Source organism: Pseudomonas sp. p21 (assembly GCF_001642705.1).
In the GTDB taxonomy this organism is placed as follows: Bacteria; Pseudomonadota; Gammaproteobacteria; order Pseudomonadales; family Pseudomonadaceae; genus Aquipseudomonas.
Map to the genome: position 1 here is coordinate 36,407 of NZ_LWBV01000009.1, position 13,839 is coordinate 50,245.

Annotated in this window: 14 protein-coding genes; 4 read left to right on the forward strand and 10 right to left on the reverse strand. The window is 64.3% G+C overall.

Annotated elements, in window-relative coordinates:
* Positions 1-10 precede the first annotated feature (10 nt).
* The 10 genes from paaD to paaF form a co-directional block, all read right to left on the reverse strand.
* Positions 11-544, reverse strand: coding sequence for a 1,2-phenylacetyl-CoA epoxidase subunit PaaD (paaD, locus tag A4C63_RS22460; RefSeq protein WP_063914644.1), 534 nt, complete (start codon positions 542-544; stop codon positions 11-13).
* Positions 531-1,289: a 1,2-phenylacetyl-CoA epoxidase subunit PaaC gene (gene paaC, locus A4C63_RS22465; protein ID WP_063914645.1), complete on the reverse strand. Its 759-nt coding sequence runs from the start codon at positions 1,287-1,289 to the stop codon at positions 531-533. Before paaC ends, paaD begins: the two co-directional genes overlap by 14 nt.
* Before the next feature lie 8 nt (positions 1,290-1,297).
* Positions 1,298-1,579, reverse strand: a complete 282-nt coding sequence (gene paaB, locus A4C63_RS22470; protein WP_063914646.1) for a 1,2-phenylacetyl-CoA epoxidase subunit PaaB — start codon at positions 1,577-1,579, stop codon at positions 1,298-1,300.
* A gap of 25 nt (positions 1,580-1,604) precedes the next feature.
* A complete protein-coding gene (paaA, locus tag A4C63_RS22475; RefSeq protein WP_015270325.1) occupies positions 1,605-2,594 on the reverse strand; it encodes a 1,2-phenylacetyl-CoA epoxidase subunit PaaA in 990 nt (329 codons plus the stop codon).
* Between the two features lie 205 nt (positions 2,595-2,799).
* Entirely contained in the window at positions 2,800-4,119 is a 1,320-nt protein-coding gene (gene paaK / locus A4C63_RS22480; protein WP_063914647.1) for a phenylacetate--CoA ligase PaaK, read from the reverse strand.
* Between the two features lie 121 nt (positions 4,120-4,240).
* Positions 4,241-5,461, reverse strand: coding sequence for a 3-oxoadipyl-CoA thiolase (pcaF, locus tag A4C63_RS22485; RefSeq protein ID WP_063914648.1), 1,221 nt, complete (start codon positions 5,459-5,461; stop codon positions 4,241-4,243).
* The gene (paaI, locus tag A4C63_RS22490; protein WP_063914649.1) at positions 5,454-5,894 is read right to left on the reverse strand and encodes a hydroxyphenylacetyl-CoA thioesterase PaaI; all 441 of its coding nucleotides are present in this window, start codon (positions 5,892-5,894) and stop codon (positions 5,454-5,456) included. The genes pcaF and paaI overlap by 8 nt, the downstream gene beginning before the upstream one ends.
* The gene (gene paaH / locus A4C63_RS22495; RefSeq protein ID WP_063914650.1) at positions 5,887-7,404 is read right to left on the reverse strand and encodes a 3-hydroxyacyl-CoA dehydrogenase PaaH; all 1,518 of its coding nucleotides are present in this window, start codon (positions 7,402-7,404) and stop codon (positions 5,887-5,889) included. The genes paaI and paaH overlap by 8 nt, the downstream gene beginning before the upstream one ends.
* A gap of 2 nt (positions 7,405-7,406) precedes the next feature.
* The gene (gene paaG / locus A4C63_RS22500) at positions 7,407-8,198 is read right to left on the reverse strand and encodes a 2-(1,2-epoxy-1,2-dihydrophenyl)acetyl-CoA isomerase PaaG (RefSeq protein ID WP_063914651.1); all 792 of its coding nucleotides are present in this window, start codon (positions 8,196-8,198) and stop codon (positions 7,407-7,409) included.
* A 34-nt stretch (positions 8,199-8,232) separates the two neighbouring features.
* Positions 8,233-9,006 carry a 2,3-dehydroadipyl-CoA hydratase PaaF gene (gene paaF, locus A4C63_RS22505; RefSeq protein ID WP_063914652.1) on the reverse strand — a complete coding sequence of 258 codons (774 nt, stop codon included), beginning with the start codon at positions 9,004-9,006 and terminating at the stop codon, positions 8,233-8,235.
* Between the two features lie 354 nt (positions 9,007-9,360).
* On the opposite strand from paaF, the gene paaY reads away from it, so the two are divergent.
* The 4 genes from paaY to A4C63_RS22525 all read left to right on the forward strand — a co-directional run bounded on the left by paaY (position 9,361) and on the right by A4C63_RS22525 (position 13,834).
* Positions 9,361-9,960: a phenylacetic acid degradation protein PaaY gene (gene paaY, locus A4C63_RS22510; RefSeq protein WP_063914653.1), complete on the forward strand. Its 600-nt coding sequence runs from the start codon at positions 9,361-9,363 to the stop codon at positions 9,958-9,960.
* 77 nt (positions 9,961-10,037) lie between these two features.
* On the forward strand, positions 10,038-10,961 hold the full coding sequence (gene paaX / locus A4C63_RS22515; RefSeq protein WP_177340738.1) for a phenylacetic acid degradation operon negative regulatory protein PaaX: 924 nt from the start codon (positions 10,038-10,040) through the stop codon (positions 10,959-10,961).
* A 310-nt stretch (positions 10,962-11,271) separates the two neighbouring features.
* Positions 11,272-12,318, forward strand: a complete 1,047-nt coding sequence (locus A4C63_RS22520) for an AraC family transcriptional regulator (RefSeq protein ID WP_063914655.1) — start codon at positions 11,272-11,274, stop codon at positions 12,316-12,318.
* A gap of 169 nt (positions 12,319-12,487) precedes the next feature.
* On the forward strand, positions 12,488-13,834 hold the full coding sequence (locus A4C63_RS22525; protein ID WP_063914656.1) for an MFS transporter: 1,347 nt from the start codon (positions 12,488-12,490) through the stop codon (positions 13,832-13,834).
* The last annotated feature ends 5 nt before the right edge of the window (positions 13,835-13,839 follow it).

Consider the following 13,839-nt stretch of genomic DNA (forward strand, 5'->3'; position numbering starts at 1 on the left):
TCTCCACGGCTCAAATGCATTTGAAATAGTCGAACGGCTCCAGGCACTCGCGGCAGCGGTACAGCGCCTTGCACGCGGTGGAGCCGAACTGGCTGAGCAATTCGGTATGGGCGCTGCCGCACTGCGGGCAGCACACCTGGGGCGCCTCGCCGAGCAGGCTGCGCTTGCTGGCGCTGCCCTGTGGCGGGGCGATGCCATAGGCGCGCAGGCGCTCGCGGCCCAGTTCGCTGATCCAGTCAGTGCTCCAGGCCGGGGTCAGCCGGCGCTCAAGGGCTGGCGCGGGAAAACCGGCCTGCTCCAGCGCCTGGCGGATATCACCCTCGATCACCTCGGTGGCCGGGCAGCCTGAGTAGGTCGGCGTGACCACCAGGTGCAGGTGGCCGGCGCGCCAGCCGAGGTCACGGACGATCCCCAGGTCGACCACGCTGACCACAGGCACTTCCGGGTCCATGACCTGGGCCAGTACCGCCCAGGCCCGGGCCAGGTCGTCGCTTTGTTGCGCGCGGGCGCCACGGCTGCCGGTAATCAGCTCACCAGGTTGCATCGGGGTACGCTCTCGGCAGGAACTGCATCTCGGCCAGCAGCAGGCCGAGGTGCTCGGTGTGCAGGCCTTTGCGACCGTCCAGGTAAAAGTGGCTGGCGGCCTTGGGCAGCGGCAGTTCGACCGAAGAGAACGTCTCGCCAACCTGCTTGAGCCAGGCAGCGCCGATAGCAGCCGGGTCGGCGGCGACACCCGCTTGCGCCAGGTGCGCTTCATTGTCGCTGCCGGCGGCCAACTCGACGGTGAAGCGCCATAGTGTCGGGATGGCCGCGAGCATGCGTTGGCGGCTTTCTTCGGTGCCACCGCCCAGGCGTTGCACCCACTCGCTGGAGCGACGCAGGTGGTAGGTGACTTCCTTCAGGGCCTTGGCGGCGATACCGGCAATACGCTCGTCGTTCGAGCCGACCAGGCCCTGAAGCATGGCTAAATGCCAGGCGTCATAGAAAAACTGCTTGGTCATGGTCACGGCGAAATCGCCGTTGGGCTGCTCGACCAGCAGCAGGTTGCGATAGGCCCGCTCGTCACGGCGGAAGGCCAGGGCGTCGGCGTCACGGCCGTCATTGAGCAGCTCGGCGGCGTACTCCAGCCAGTTGCGCGCCTGGCCGACCAGGTCGAGGCCGACGTTCATCAGGGCCAGCTCTTCTTCGATGGCCGGTGCGCGGCCACACCATTCGCAAAGGCGCTGGCCCTGCACCAGGGCACTGTCGCCGAGCAGCAGCAGGTAGGGGATAAGGGTTTCGTTGTGCATGGTCAACCTCACATGTGTCCGACTTCGTCGGGCAGCGCGTAGAAGCTGGCATGGCGGTAGACCTTGTCGTCCGCCGGGGCGAACAGCGGGTCTTTCTCGTCGGGGGAAGAGGCGGTGATCAGTGCCGAGGGCACCACCCACAGGCTCACGCCTTCGCTGCGGCGGGTGTACAGCTCGCGGGCGTTTTCGATGGCCATGGCGGCATCGGCGGCGTGCACGCTGCCGACATGCTTGTGGTTAAGGCCGTGCTTGCTGCGCACGAACACTTCGTAGAGGGTCCAGACAGACATTTTCGATCTCCGCATCATTCGCCGCTCAGGCGGCGTTCTTGTTCTGTTGCTTGCGCGCGTAGGCCACGGCGGCCTCGCGTACCCAGGCGCCGTCCTCGATGGCCTTGCGCCGGGTGGCGACACGCTCCTGGTTGCACGGGCCATTGCCCTTGATCACTTCGTAGAACTCGTCCCACTGGATTTCGCCGAAGTCGTAGTGGCCGCGCTCGGCGTTCCACTTCAGTTCGGGGTCGGGGGCGGTGCAGCCGAGCAGTTCGAGCTGCGGCACGGTCTGGTCGATGAAGCGCTGGCGCAGTTCATCGTTGGTCTGGCGCTTGATCTTCCAGGCCATGGACTGGGCGCTGTTCGGGGAATGCTCGTCGCTGGGGCCGAACATCATCAGCGCCGGCCACCACAGGCGGTTGATCGCGTCCTGGACCATGTCCCGCTGGGCCTGGGTGCCGTGGCGCATCATGGTCAGGAGGATTTCGTAGCCCTGGCGCTGGTGGAAGCTCTCTTCCTTGCAGATGCGGATCATCGCGCGTGAGTACGGGCCGTAGGAGGTGCGCTGCAGCACCACCTGGTTGACGATGGCAGCGCCATCCACCAGCCAGCCTACTGCGCCCATGTCGGCCCAGCTGAGGGTGGGGTAGTTGAAGATGCTCGAGTACTTGGCCTTGCCGCTGTGCAGCTTGGCGATCTCTTCGTCACGGTCGGCGCCCAGGGTTTCCATGGCGCTGTACAGGTACAGGCCGTGGCCGGCTTCGTCCTGGATCTTGGCCATCAGCTGCAGCTTGCGCTTGAGGCTAGGGGCGCGGGTGACCCAGTTGCCTTCGGGCAGCATGCCGACGATTTCCGAGTGGGCGTGCTGGGAGATCTGCCGGATCAGGGTCTGGCGGTAGGCCTCGGGCATCCAGTTCTTGGCTTCGATCTTGATTTCGGCGTCGATCTTTTCCTGGAAGTTGCGCTCCTCGGGCGACATCTCTTCCAGCGACTTGACGCGCTTTACTCCGGTTTCCACTAGCTGTGCGTACATGTGTTCCGACTCCTGCTAAGGCATGAGTCATTTGTAAGCGATACAAAACATAACGTCAAACACATTTGTGTGTATCAAATGAGATTTGTGTATCACATTCCGGCCTATTCGCGGGCTTGCCCGCTCCCACAGGGACCGCGCAGGCCTGCTCACAGGCAAAAAAAAGCCCCGGACGATGCCGGGGCCGAAAAGGCAGCCGAATGAATCAGCTGGCCAACCGTTTGTCGAACACGTGGCAAGCCTTGCCCTCGGAGCGCTTGAGCGTGCCGCAGGGCTGCAGGCGTACCTGGGTGCTGATGCCGATATAGGTCTTGATCTGCTTGGTCAGCTCCGCGGTCAACAGCTTGCGCTGGCCCTCATCAAGGTGCTGGCACTCCGCACGCAACTCCACATGCACCTCGACACTGTCCAGGTTACCATTACGATACAGATGAATCTCATAAAGCTCTGAAAGCTGTTTTATTTTAAGCACCTGTTCCTCGATCTGGGTCGGGAACACGTTGACCCCGCGAATGATCAGCATGTCATCGCTGCGGCCGGTGATCTTGCCGATCCGGCGCATCGGCCGGGCGGTGCCGGGCAACAGCCGGGTCAGGTCGCGGGTGCGGTAGCGCACCATTGGCAGCGCTTCCTTGCTCAGCGAGGTGAACACCAGTTCGCCCAGCTGGCCGTCCGGCAGCACCTCGCCGCTGACCGGGTCGATGATCTCGGGGTAGAAATGGTCCTCCCAGATGGTCGGGCCATCCTTGGTTTCGATGCACTCCATCGCCACCCCAGGCCCCATGATTTCCGACAGGCCATAAATGTCGAGGGCATCGATACCCAGCCGTTGCTCGATCGAGCGGCGCAGCTCATCGGTCCATGGCTCGGCGCCGAATATGCCCAGGCGCAGCTTGAGGTCGTGCGGGTCGATGCCCTGGCGCTCGATCTCGTCGGCCAGGTTGAGCATGTAGGAGGGGGTGACCATGATGATGTCGGGCTGGAAGTCGCGAATCAGCTGCACCTGCTTCTCGGTCTGGCCACCGGACATGGGGATCACCGTGCAGCCCAGGCGCTCGGCACCGTAATGCGCGCCAAGCCCGCCGGTGAACAGGCCGTAGCCGTAGGAAACATGCACCTTGTCACCCTTGCGCCCACCCGCGGCGCGGATCGAGCGGGCGACCACATTGGCCCAGGTGTCTATGTCGTTCTGGGTGTAGCCGACCACCGTCGGCTTGCCGGTGGTGCCGCTGGAGGCGTGCAGGCGCACCACCTCCTGCTGGGGCACGGCGAACATGCCGTAGGGGTAGTTGTCGCGCAGGTCGTTCTTGCCGGTGAAAGGGAACTTCGCCAGGTCTTCGAGGCACTTGAGGTCGTCGGGGTGGGCGCCGCACTCGGCAAAGCGCTGGCGATACAGCGGCACGTTGTCATAGGCGTGCTTCAGGCTCCAGCGCAGGCGTTCCAGCTGGTGCTGGCGCAGGGCGTCGACACTGGCGGTTTCCATCGGGTCCAACAGGGCACGATCGGCATCATGGTACATGTTCATGGCTTCACTCGAATTGTTCTTGTACGCCGCGCGGTACCGGTTGCAGGCCGCGTGGTGAGTGTCATGAGCGCAGCATATACGGCTGCGTTCGGTTCGGTAACAAGCCGATGGTCTGAACCGCTCAGAGGCGTTCGATGACCATCGCGATGCCCTGGCCAACGCCGATGCACATGGTGCACAGGGCGTAGCGTCCGGCGGTTTCTTCCAGCTCGTGCAACGCGGTGGTGACCAGGCGTGCACCGCTCATGCCCAGCGGGTGGCCGAGGGCGATGGCACCGCCGTTGCGGTTGACCCGCTTGTCGTCGTCGGCCAGGCCTAGCTCGCGCAATACCGCGAGGCCCTGGGCGGCAAAGGCCTCGTTGAGTTCGATGACGTCCATGTCGGCCAGCGACAGCCCGGTAAGCGCCAGCACCTTGCGGGTAGCCGGCACCGGGCCGATACCCATCAACCGTGGTTCGACCCCGGCCACCGCCATGCCGACGATGCGGCCGCGGGCCTTCAGGCCATGGCGGCGGGCAGCGGCGCTGCTGGCCAGCAGCAGGGCACAGGCACCGTCGTTGACCCCGGAAGCATTGCCGGCGGTGACGCTGCCGCCCTCGCGGAACGGGGTGCCGAGCCTGGCCAGTTGCTCCAGGGTGGTGTCGCCGCGGGGATGTTCGTCGTGCTCGACCACTTTGGCCGGGCCTTTGCGCTGCGGGATCTCGACCGGCACGATTTCCCGTGCCAGGCGCCCGCGGGCCTGGGCGGCAGCGGCCTTGTGCTGGCTGCGCAGGGCGAAGGCGTCCTGGTCGGCGCGGGAAATACCGAACTGTTCGGCAACGTTCTCGGCCGTTTCCGGCATCGAATCGGTACCGAAGGCCGCCTTCATCAGCGGGTTGACGAAACGCCAGCCGATGGTGGTGTCGAACAGCTCGGCTGCGCGGCCGAATGCCTGCTCCGACTTGCCCATGACGAACGGCGCGCGTGACATCGACTCCACGCCACCGGCCAGCATCAGCCCGGCCTCGCCGCAGCGCAGGGCGCGGGCCGCATTGCCGATGGCATCCAGGCCGGAGCCGCACAGGCGGTTGATGGTGGTGCCCGGCACTTCGATCGGCAGCCCGGCCAGCAAGCTGGCCATGTGCGCCACGTTGCGGTTGTCCTCGCCCGCCTGGTTGGCGCAGCCGAGGATGACGTCGTCGATGGCTTTCCAGTCCAGTTCGGGGTGACGCTGGATCAGTGCCTTGAGCGGGATGGCGGCCAGGTCATCGGCGCGCACGCCGCTCAAGGCCCCGGCATAACGGCCGATGGGGGTGCGCACGGCGTCGATGATCAAGGCATCGGCCAGGGTGTGTTCAGTCATCTTGCGTCTCCTGCGCCAGCACGGTGCCGCGCACTTTGTAGGATTTGCCATGGAACATCGCCACCAGCTCACCGCGCTGGTTCTCGATGCGGACCTCGTACAGGCCGGTGCGGCCCTTGCGGCTGACCTCGCTGGCACGGGCGGTAAGCACGTCATCGCGCAGCGCCGGGGACAGGTAGTCGATGCTGCAGCCCAGGGCGACGGTGGCCTGGTCGTAACTGTTGCAGGCAAAGGCAAACGCCGAGTCGGCCAGGGCGAACAGGAAGCCGCCATGGCAGGTGCCATGGCCCTGGATCATGTCGGCGCGTACCGGCATGCGCAGGCATGCCTGGCCCGGGCCGGCTTCCAGCAGGCGGATGCCCAGGCCCTGGGTGGCCTGGTCGCGGGCGTACATGGCCTCGGCACAGGCTTGTGCCAGTTCGACTTCAGTCATGCAGGGTGCCTCCTTTGGCTTCGCAGCGGCGTAACAGCAGGGAAGGGCGGTAGCGGCTCTCGCCGTAGCTGCGCTGCAGGTTGTCGAGCACGCGCAGGGTGTGGGCGATGCCGATGTTCGCGGCCCAGGCCAGCGGGCCGCAGGGGTAATTGACGCCGGCACGCATGGCCAAGTCGATGTCGGCGGCGCTGCCGACGCCTTGCAGCACCGCATCGGCGGCCTCGTTGGCGAGCATCGCCACGGTACGCAGCACCACCAGGCCGGGCAGGTCGGCGACTGCGGTTACCTTCAGGCCGGCACGCCGCAGCAAGGCCACCGCCTGGTCGCGGGCGTTGTCGCTGGTGTCGGCCGACCAGCTGATGGCGAGGCGGGTGGCGGTGCTATAGTCCAGGGCCAGGTCGAGCAGCACCAGGTTGCGCAGGCCATCTTCCCGGGCGCGCTGGCTGGCCAGGCGGCCATCGGACAGCGCCAGGGTGGCATCGCCCACCTGGATCAGGCCGCTGCCGGCGCGCTGGGTGACAGCGACGCCGCTTTGGCGCAGGCGCTGGACCAGCGGCTGCATCACCCCCAGGTCGCCTTCGACGACGCAGGCATCCACGATGGCGGCGCCATGCAGTTCGGCTGGTTGCGGGCGTTCGGCGCCTTCGGCATAGCTATAGAAACCTTGGCCGGTCTTGCGCCCGAGACGGCCCGCGTCCACCAGCTCTTTTTGCACCAGCGAAGGCTGGAAGCGGAAGTCACCATAGAAAGCATCGAAGACCGAGCAGGTGACGGCGTAATTGACATCGTGGCCGATCAGGTCGGTGAGCTCGAACGCGCCCATGCGGAAACCACCGGCATCACGCAGCAGCGCATCGAGGCTGGCGCAATCGGCTGCGCCCTCCTGCAGCAGGCGCAGGCTTTCAGCGTAGAACGGCCGTGCCACGCGGTTGACGATGAAACCCGGCGTGGAGCGCGTGTACACCGGCTGCTTGCCCCAGGCCTGGGCGGTGGCGTGAATGCACGCGGCAACGGCCGGGGCGGTGGCCAGGCCTGAGACCACTTCGACCAGGGCCATCAGCGGTGCCGGGTTGAAGAAGTGCATGCCAACCACCTGCTGCGGGCGTTGCAGCCCGGCAGCCAGGCTGGTGATGGACAGCGACGAGGTGTTGCTGGCGAGGATGCAGCCGGCGGCGCACAAGGTTTCCAGCTGGCTGAACAGCGCCTGCTTGACCTGCAGTTTCTCGATGATGGCCTCGATCACCAGGCGGGCATCGGCCAAGGCTTCCAGAGCGTCCACCGGGCATAGCCGGGCGCTGATCGCTTCCCGCTCGGCGGCCTGCAACTTGCCTTTTTCCACCAGGCGGGCAAGTTGCCGGTCAATACCGGCCACCGCCTGGGCTGCAGCGCCCGGGCGGTTGTCGTAGAGCTTTACCGGGTGGCCGGCCTGTGCCGCAACCTGGGCGATGCCTGCCCCCATGGCGCCCGCACCGATCACCGCCACCTGCGCATTGCTTGCGAGTGCGCTCATGATCAACGCCCCTTGAATGCCGGTGTGCGCTTGTTCATGAAGGCACTCACGCCTTCGCGGTAGTCCTCGCTGCGCCCGGCCAGGCGCTGCAGGTCGCGTTCCAGCTCCAGCTGCTCATCGAAACCGTTGTCGAAACTGGCGTTGAGGCTGCGCTTGATCAGGGCCAGGCCGTAAGTGGGCTGGGTGGCGAGCTGGCGGGCGAGGGCGAGGGCCTCGTCGCGTAGTGCGGCATCGTCCACCACGCGGTGGATCAGCCCCCATTGCTGGGCCTGTTCGGCGCCCAGGCGCTCGCCCAGCATGGCCAGGGCCTTGGCCCGCGCCATGCCGACCAGGCGCGGCAGCAGCCAGGTACCGCCGGAGTCCGGTACCAGGCCGATCTTGCAGAAGGCCTGGATGAAGCTGGCCGAGCGGGCGGCCAGCACCAGGTCGCAGGCCAACGGGATGTTGGCACCGGCGCCGGCAGCCACGCCGTTGACTGCGCAGATCACCGGCAGCGGCAGGTCGCGCAGGGTGCGCACCAGCGGGTTGTAGAACGTGTCGATCGATTCGCCCAGGTCCGGCATCTCGGCGCCTGGCGCGACGTTGCGATCGGACAGGTCCTGGCCGGCGCAGAAACCACGGCCTTCGGCAGTCAGCAACAACACCCGCGCTTCGCTGCTCTGGCGCACTTGCTTGAGCGCTTCGCGCACTTCCAGGTGCATGGCGGTATTGAAGCTGTTCAGCTGTTCGGGGCGATTCAACGAAAGGAGGGCGACGCCGTCCTCGATGGAAAACAGGATGTGCTGGAAAGTCATGACAGACTCGCTCCGTCAGTCGAGGGAAAGATGATCAGCGGCCTTGGAAGCGGGCCTGGCGTTTTTCCTGGAAGGCACGAATGCCCTCGTCGCGGTCGGCAGTGCCGGCCAGCAAGGTGAAGGCATGGCGTTCGAAGCGCAGCCCGCTGGCCAGGTCGGTATCGCCGGCCTTGAGCAGCGCTTCCTTGGCCAGGCGCACAGCCAGCGGGGCCTTGGCGGCAATGCTGCGGGCGACGTGCAGGGCGCGTTCTACGGTGAGTTCCGGCTGGGTGATTTCGCTGACCAGGCCGGCCTGCAAGGCATGCCGGGCGCTGATGGCCTCGCCGGTCAGCACCATTTGCATGGCCAGCGGCTTGCCTACGGCCCGCAGCAGGCGCTGGGTGCCACCGGCGCCGGGGATAATGCCGAGGTTGATTTCCGGCTGGCCGAAACGAGCGTCGCTGCCGGCGATGACGATGTCGGCGCACATCACCAGTTCGCAGCCGCCACCCAAGGCGTAGCCATTGACGGCGGCGATCAGCGGCTTGGCGAAAGCGGCGATGCTTTGCCAGTGGGCCACACGGGGGTCGTTGAGGATGCCGACCAGGTCGCGCTCGGCCATCTCGCGGATATCGGCGCCTGCAGCGAATGCCTTGCGGCTGCCGGTGATGACCACCGCGCGGGTCTGCTCGTCTTGCCCGGCCGCTTCCAGTGCAGCGGCCAGCTCTGCCAGTAACTCGGTGCACAGGGCGTTGAGTGCCTCGGGCCGTTGCAGGGTAATGAGCTGGACGCCGTGTTCAGGCGCCTGCACATCGAGATATCGCGGCATGTCGGGTTCCTCTTGCTGCACGCACGGCACATCGTGGGGCCGGCATTTCTTGGAATTGTTTGCAGGGGCGTGATGCGGGATCACGTCCAGGTGGAACCAGTATATGCATCACGCGATACAACAATGCAACATTGAAAATTGTTTCATGTATCCCTTTTTGTGTTGATTGCGGTTTAGACAGATTGGCTTTTACTTCAGATGAATCGCTTATTCATCTGCTTTTCAGCGAATTTCGGTGAATTTGCGCGAGTACAATCACGCCAGCAAAAGCGATACACAAGCCTGGCAATTGACGCTCAATTACTTTGTGATACAAGATCAATGTGCATCTCAAATCATTTCAGGAGCTTTGCCATGCCTTGCTATCGACTGGACGGCCTGACGCCGGTGGTTCACCCGACAGCCTACGTGCACCCCAGTGCCGTACTGATCGGTGATGTCATCGTCGGCCCTCGTTGCTACGTCGGCCCACTGGCATCGCTGCGGGGGGATTTCGGCCGTATCGTGCTGGAGGAGGGCGCCAACCTGCAGGACACCTGCGTGATGCATGGCTTCCCGGGTGGCGACACGGTGGTCGAACGCAACGGGCATGTCGGGCATGGTGCCGTGCTGCACGGCTGCCGGGTGGGTGAAGACGCCTTGATCGGCATGAACGCAGTGGTGATGGATGGCGCCCATGTGGCACCACGCTGCATCGTCGCAGCCACGGCATTCGTCAAGGCGGGCTTCGAATGTGCAGCGCAAAGCCTGGTGATGGGTTCGCCAGCCCAGGTCAAGCGCCCGCTGACCGAACAGGAACTGGCCTGGAAGCAGCGCGGCACGGCGGAGTACCAGCACCTGGCGCAACGCTGCATGAACAGCATGGTCGAATGCCCGCCATTGGCCGAGGTCGAGCCCGAGCGCCCACGCATGGTAGACACTGGCGTCAGGCCCAAAGGCCAGGCATCGGCATGAGCCTGGCTACCTCACGCAATGGCCAGGCGGCCCGCCGCGCAGGTATAGTCGGTGCTTTATCCGCGCACAGTTCGCCCATGAGCAATCTCGCCCCACTGAACAATCTGATCACCCGCTTCCAGGAACAGACGCCGATCCGCGCCAGTTCGCTGATCATCACCTTGTACGGCGATGCCATCGAGCCCCACGGCGGAACCGTCTGGCTGGGTAGCCTGATCAACCTGCTGGAGCCAATCGGCATCAACGAGCGCCTGATCCGCACGTCGATCTTCCGCCTTACCAAGGAGGGCTGGCTCACCGCCGAAAAGGTTGGCCGGCGCAGCTACTACAGCCTGACCGGTACGGGCCGCCGGCGGTTCGAGAAAGCCTTCAAACGGGTATATAGCCCTAGCCAGCCAGCCTGGGACGGTGCCTGGACGCTGGTGTTGCTTTCGCAACTGGAGGCCGGCAAGCGCAAGGCTTTGCGTGAGGAGCTGGAGTGGCAGGGGTTTGGTGCGATGGCGCCGAACCTGCTGGGCTGCCCACGGGCAGACCGCGCCGACCTGGCCGCCACCTTGCGCGACCTGGAGGCCAGTGACGACAGCATCGTCTTCGAAACCCACACCCAGGAGGTGCTCGCATCCAAGGCCATGCGCGCCCAGGTGCGAGAAAGCTGGCGTATCGACGAACTGGGGCAGCAGTACAGCGAGTTCATCCAGCTGTTCAGGCCGCTATGGCAAGGCTTGAAAGAGCAGCAACAGCTCGATGCCCAGGATTGCTTCCTGGCACGTACGCTGTTGATTCACGAATACCGCCGGCTGCTGCTGCGCGATCCGCAACTGCCAGACGAGCTACTGCCGGGGGATTGGGAGGGAAGGGCCGCGCGACAGTTGTGCCGTAACCTCTATCGCCTGGTGTTTGCCAAGGCAGAAGAATGGCTGAATAGCGCGCTGGAAACGGCTGATGGGCCTTTGCCGGATGTGAACGAGGGCTTCTACCGGCGTTTTGGCGGGCTTGTTTGAGGGTTGGTGCAGAGGCGGGTATTTCCATGACGCCCCTAAAAACATGAAAGCTCGCCAACAGGTCTAGACCAGTACCACGCAGGTGTTCAAGCAAGGCCAGTTTCCAATGCCGGCGGCACAGCGGCGTATCGAATGCATCCATACGGGACTGTCTTGGCGTTCTCTGCAGTCGCGTGGCTGATTGTTACGCGATGTTACCCTATACCCCAGTTCCGTTGCCGCGTTCTGGCTGCAAGGCGCCTTTTTGAGGAGGGAAGGCAGGGCATGGTGTTTGCATTGCTCAGACACCGAACCTCAACTGGACTAGACCATGCATTCTCCACTGCTCTGCTGCACCGTCCCGCCAGTTGCGGGCAACCTCGGCGTCCTGTCGGCTGCTGCCAGTGGGCTGGAGGGGTTCGTCACAGGCGTCGGAGGCGATATTGACCTGATACTGGGACGGGCCGGGGTCAATCCCGAAAGCCTGCGCCAACCCACGCTGAGCCTGCCGCTCACCAATTACTGCCAGGTGCTGGAAGAGGCGGCCCGCCAGTCGCACTGCGATAACTTCGGTTTGCACTACGGTCTGCAGTTTCAGCCCCAAGCCCTAGGGCTGCTGGGCTATGTCGGGTTGTTATCCAATGTGCTGGAGGACGCCCTGCGCAATTTCGCGGCGGCGTTTCCTTACCACCAGCACGATACCTTGGTACGGCTGGTCGACTGCGGCGAGTGTTATCGCTTCGATTACCAGGTGCGGCACAGCGCCATTCTGGTGCGTCGGCAGGATGCCGAACTGACCATGGGCATGGCGCTTAACCTGATACGCCACGTGCTGGGCAAGGACTGGGCGCCGTTCGCGGTCAGCTTCGAGCACGCTCGCCCACAGGACTGGCAAGTGCATCAGCAGGCGTTCGGCGCGCCTGTCTATTTTGGTCGCGGTTGCAACTCGATGCTCGTCCCCAAGGCTGACCTGAAAGATCAGCTGATGCCAGAGCGCGATGCCAATTTGCTGTTTCTGGTCCAGGACGTGCTCCAGCGCCTGGGCGCGCACGATCAGCGGCGCAACCTGCTGGATGAGGCGGACGCTCAGGTGCGCCTTGCCCTGAGCTGTGGAGAGCCTTGCCTGGAGAGGATCGCGCAGGCACTGGAGCTCAGTCCGGCTGGGCTGCAGCGCCACTTGCGCGAGGCAGGCTTGAGCTTCAGCCAGTTGGTCGAAAGGGTCCGCCGGGATCTGGCGGTGCACTACCTGCGACAGCCCAAACGGCCGGTGTCTGACCTGGCGGGTTTGCTCGGATACTCCGAGACCAGTGCGTTCTCCCGGGCTTTTCGCCGCTGGTTTGGCGTAAGCCCGCGGCAGTGGCGTAGCGAAGACTGCTGAACTGAAAATTGACTTTGCACGTTGAACACGTCCGTGCAGGGTCAAGTCTTGGTCTAGACCAGGATATAAGATCAGGTTCGCAAGTTCCGGATACCTACCGGCAGGCGCCTTGATCGAGCAGAGCAGGGGTGCCAGGCCTACGTCGCGGTAATCAACAGAGGACAACAACATGTACAAGAGTCCTGAGAACGCCCGCCATGACTGGAAATCCCTTCGACACTGGCGCGTTCAGATATTCATCATCACGTGGCTGGCCTATGCCGCGTTCTATTTCACCCGCAAGGCCTTTTCGGTGGCCAAGCTGGGCATCGCCGAAGACCCCAGCTTTATGCTCGACAAAGCGGCCATGGCCAACCTCGACGCGCTTTATCTGGCCGCCTATGCCGTAGGCCAGTTCGCATGGGGTGTCTTCGCTGACCGTTACGGTACCCGCGTCGTCGTGCTTGGCGGGCTGGTGGTATCGGCCCTGGCCGCGCTGGCCATGGGCACCTTCGCGACGTTACCGATCTTCGCCAGCTGCATGGTGATTCAGGGGTTGGCGCAATCCACGGGCTGGTCCGGGCTGTGCAAGAACATCGGATGCTTCTTCGCTACCCGTGAACGCGGCCGCGTGCTGGGCTACTGGAGCACCTGCTACGCGTTCGGCGGCCTGGTCGCAACGCCGTTCGCCGGGTGGTGGGCGTACCAGATCTCACATGATTGGCGCATGGCGTTCATCTCCTCGGCGGGCGTCGTGCTCGTGGTTGCCGTGCTGTTCTTCCTGTTGCAACGCAACCGCCCGCAGGATGTAGGGTTGCCCGCCGTCGAAGACGAGGCGCAGTCGGCCGGGCGCACCGATGTTCCACGGGAGAACTACTGGACGGCGCTGCGCAAGGTGCTCGCCAATCGTACGGTCCTGGTGCTGGGAATAGCGTATTTCCTGCTCAAGCCTGCTCGCTATGCAATCCTGATGTGGGGGCCGGTGATCGTCTACGAGCGCATGCCGAGTATCGGCAAAGTGGCTTCGGCCATTGTGCCGTCCGCGTTCGAAGTCGCGGGCCTGGTCGGCCCGATTCTGATCGGCATCGTCTCCGACAGACTGTTCGGCGCTCGGCGTATGCCGGCCTGCGTGATCAGCCTGCTGGCGCTGACCCTGTGGCTGATACTGTTCGTGCCGACAATGCAAAGCGGCAACATCTACCTGGTGGTCGGCTTGCTGTTCATGATGGGTGTCACGCTGTATGGCCCAGACTCGATGATCAGCGGCGCCGCCGCCATTGATTTCGGCACCAGCGAGTCCGCGGGCACCGCCACAGGCTTCGTCAACGGGTGCGGCTCGGTGGGTGCGATCCTCGGTGGGCTGCTGCCTGGCTACTTCGACACCCTCACTGTGTTTTTCGTCTTCACCGGCGCTGCGTTGCTCGCCAGTTTGCTGCTGGTGCCGTTCTGGAACAGCCGCCCAGCAAGTCAGGCGACTGTCAGTGAATTCAAGACGACGTCTGGCAGTGTCGCGACATCCGCGCAAACCACTCGCTGATCCCA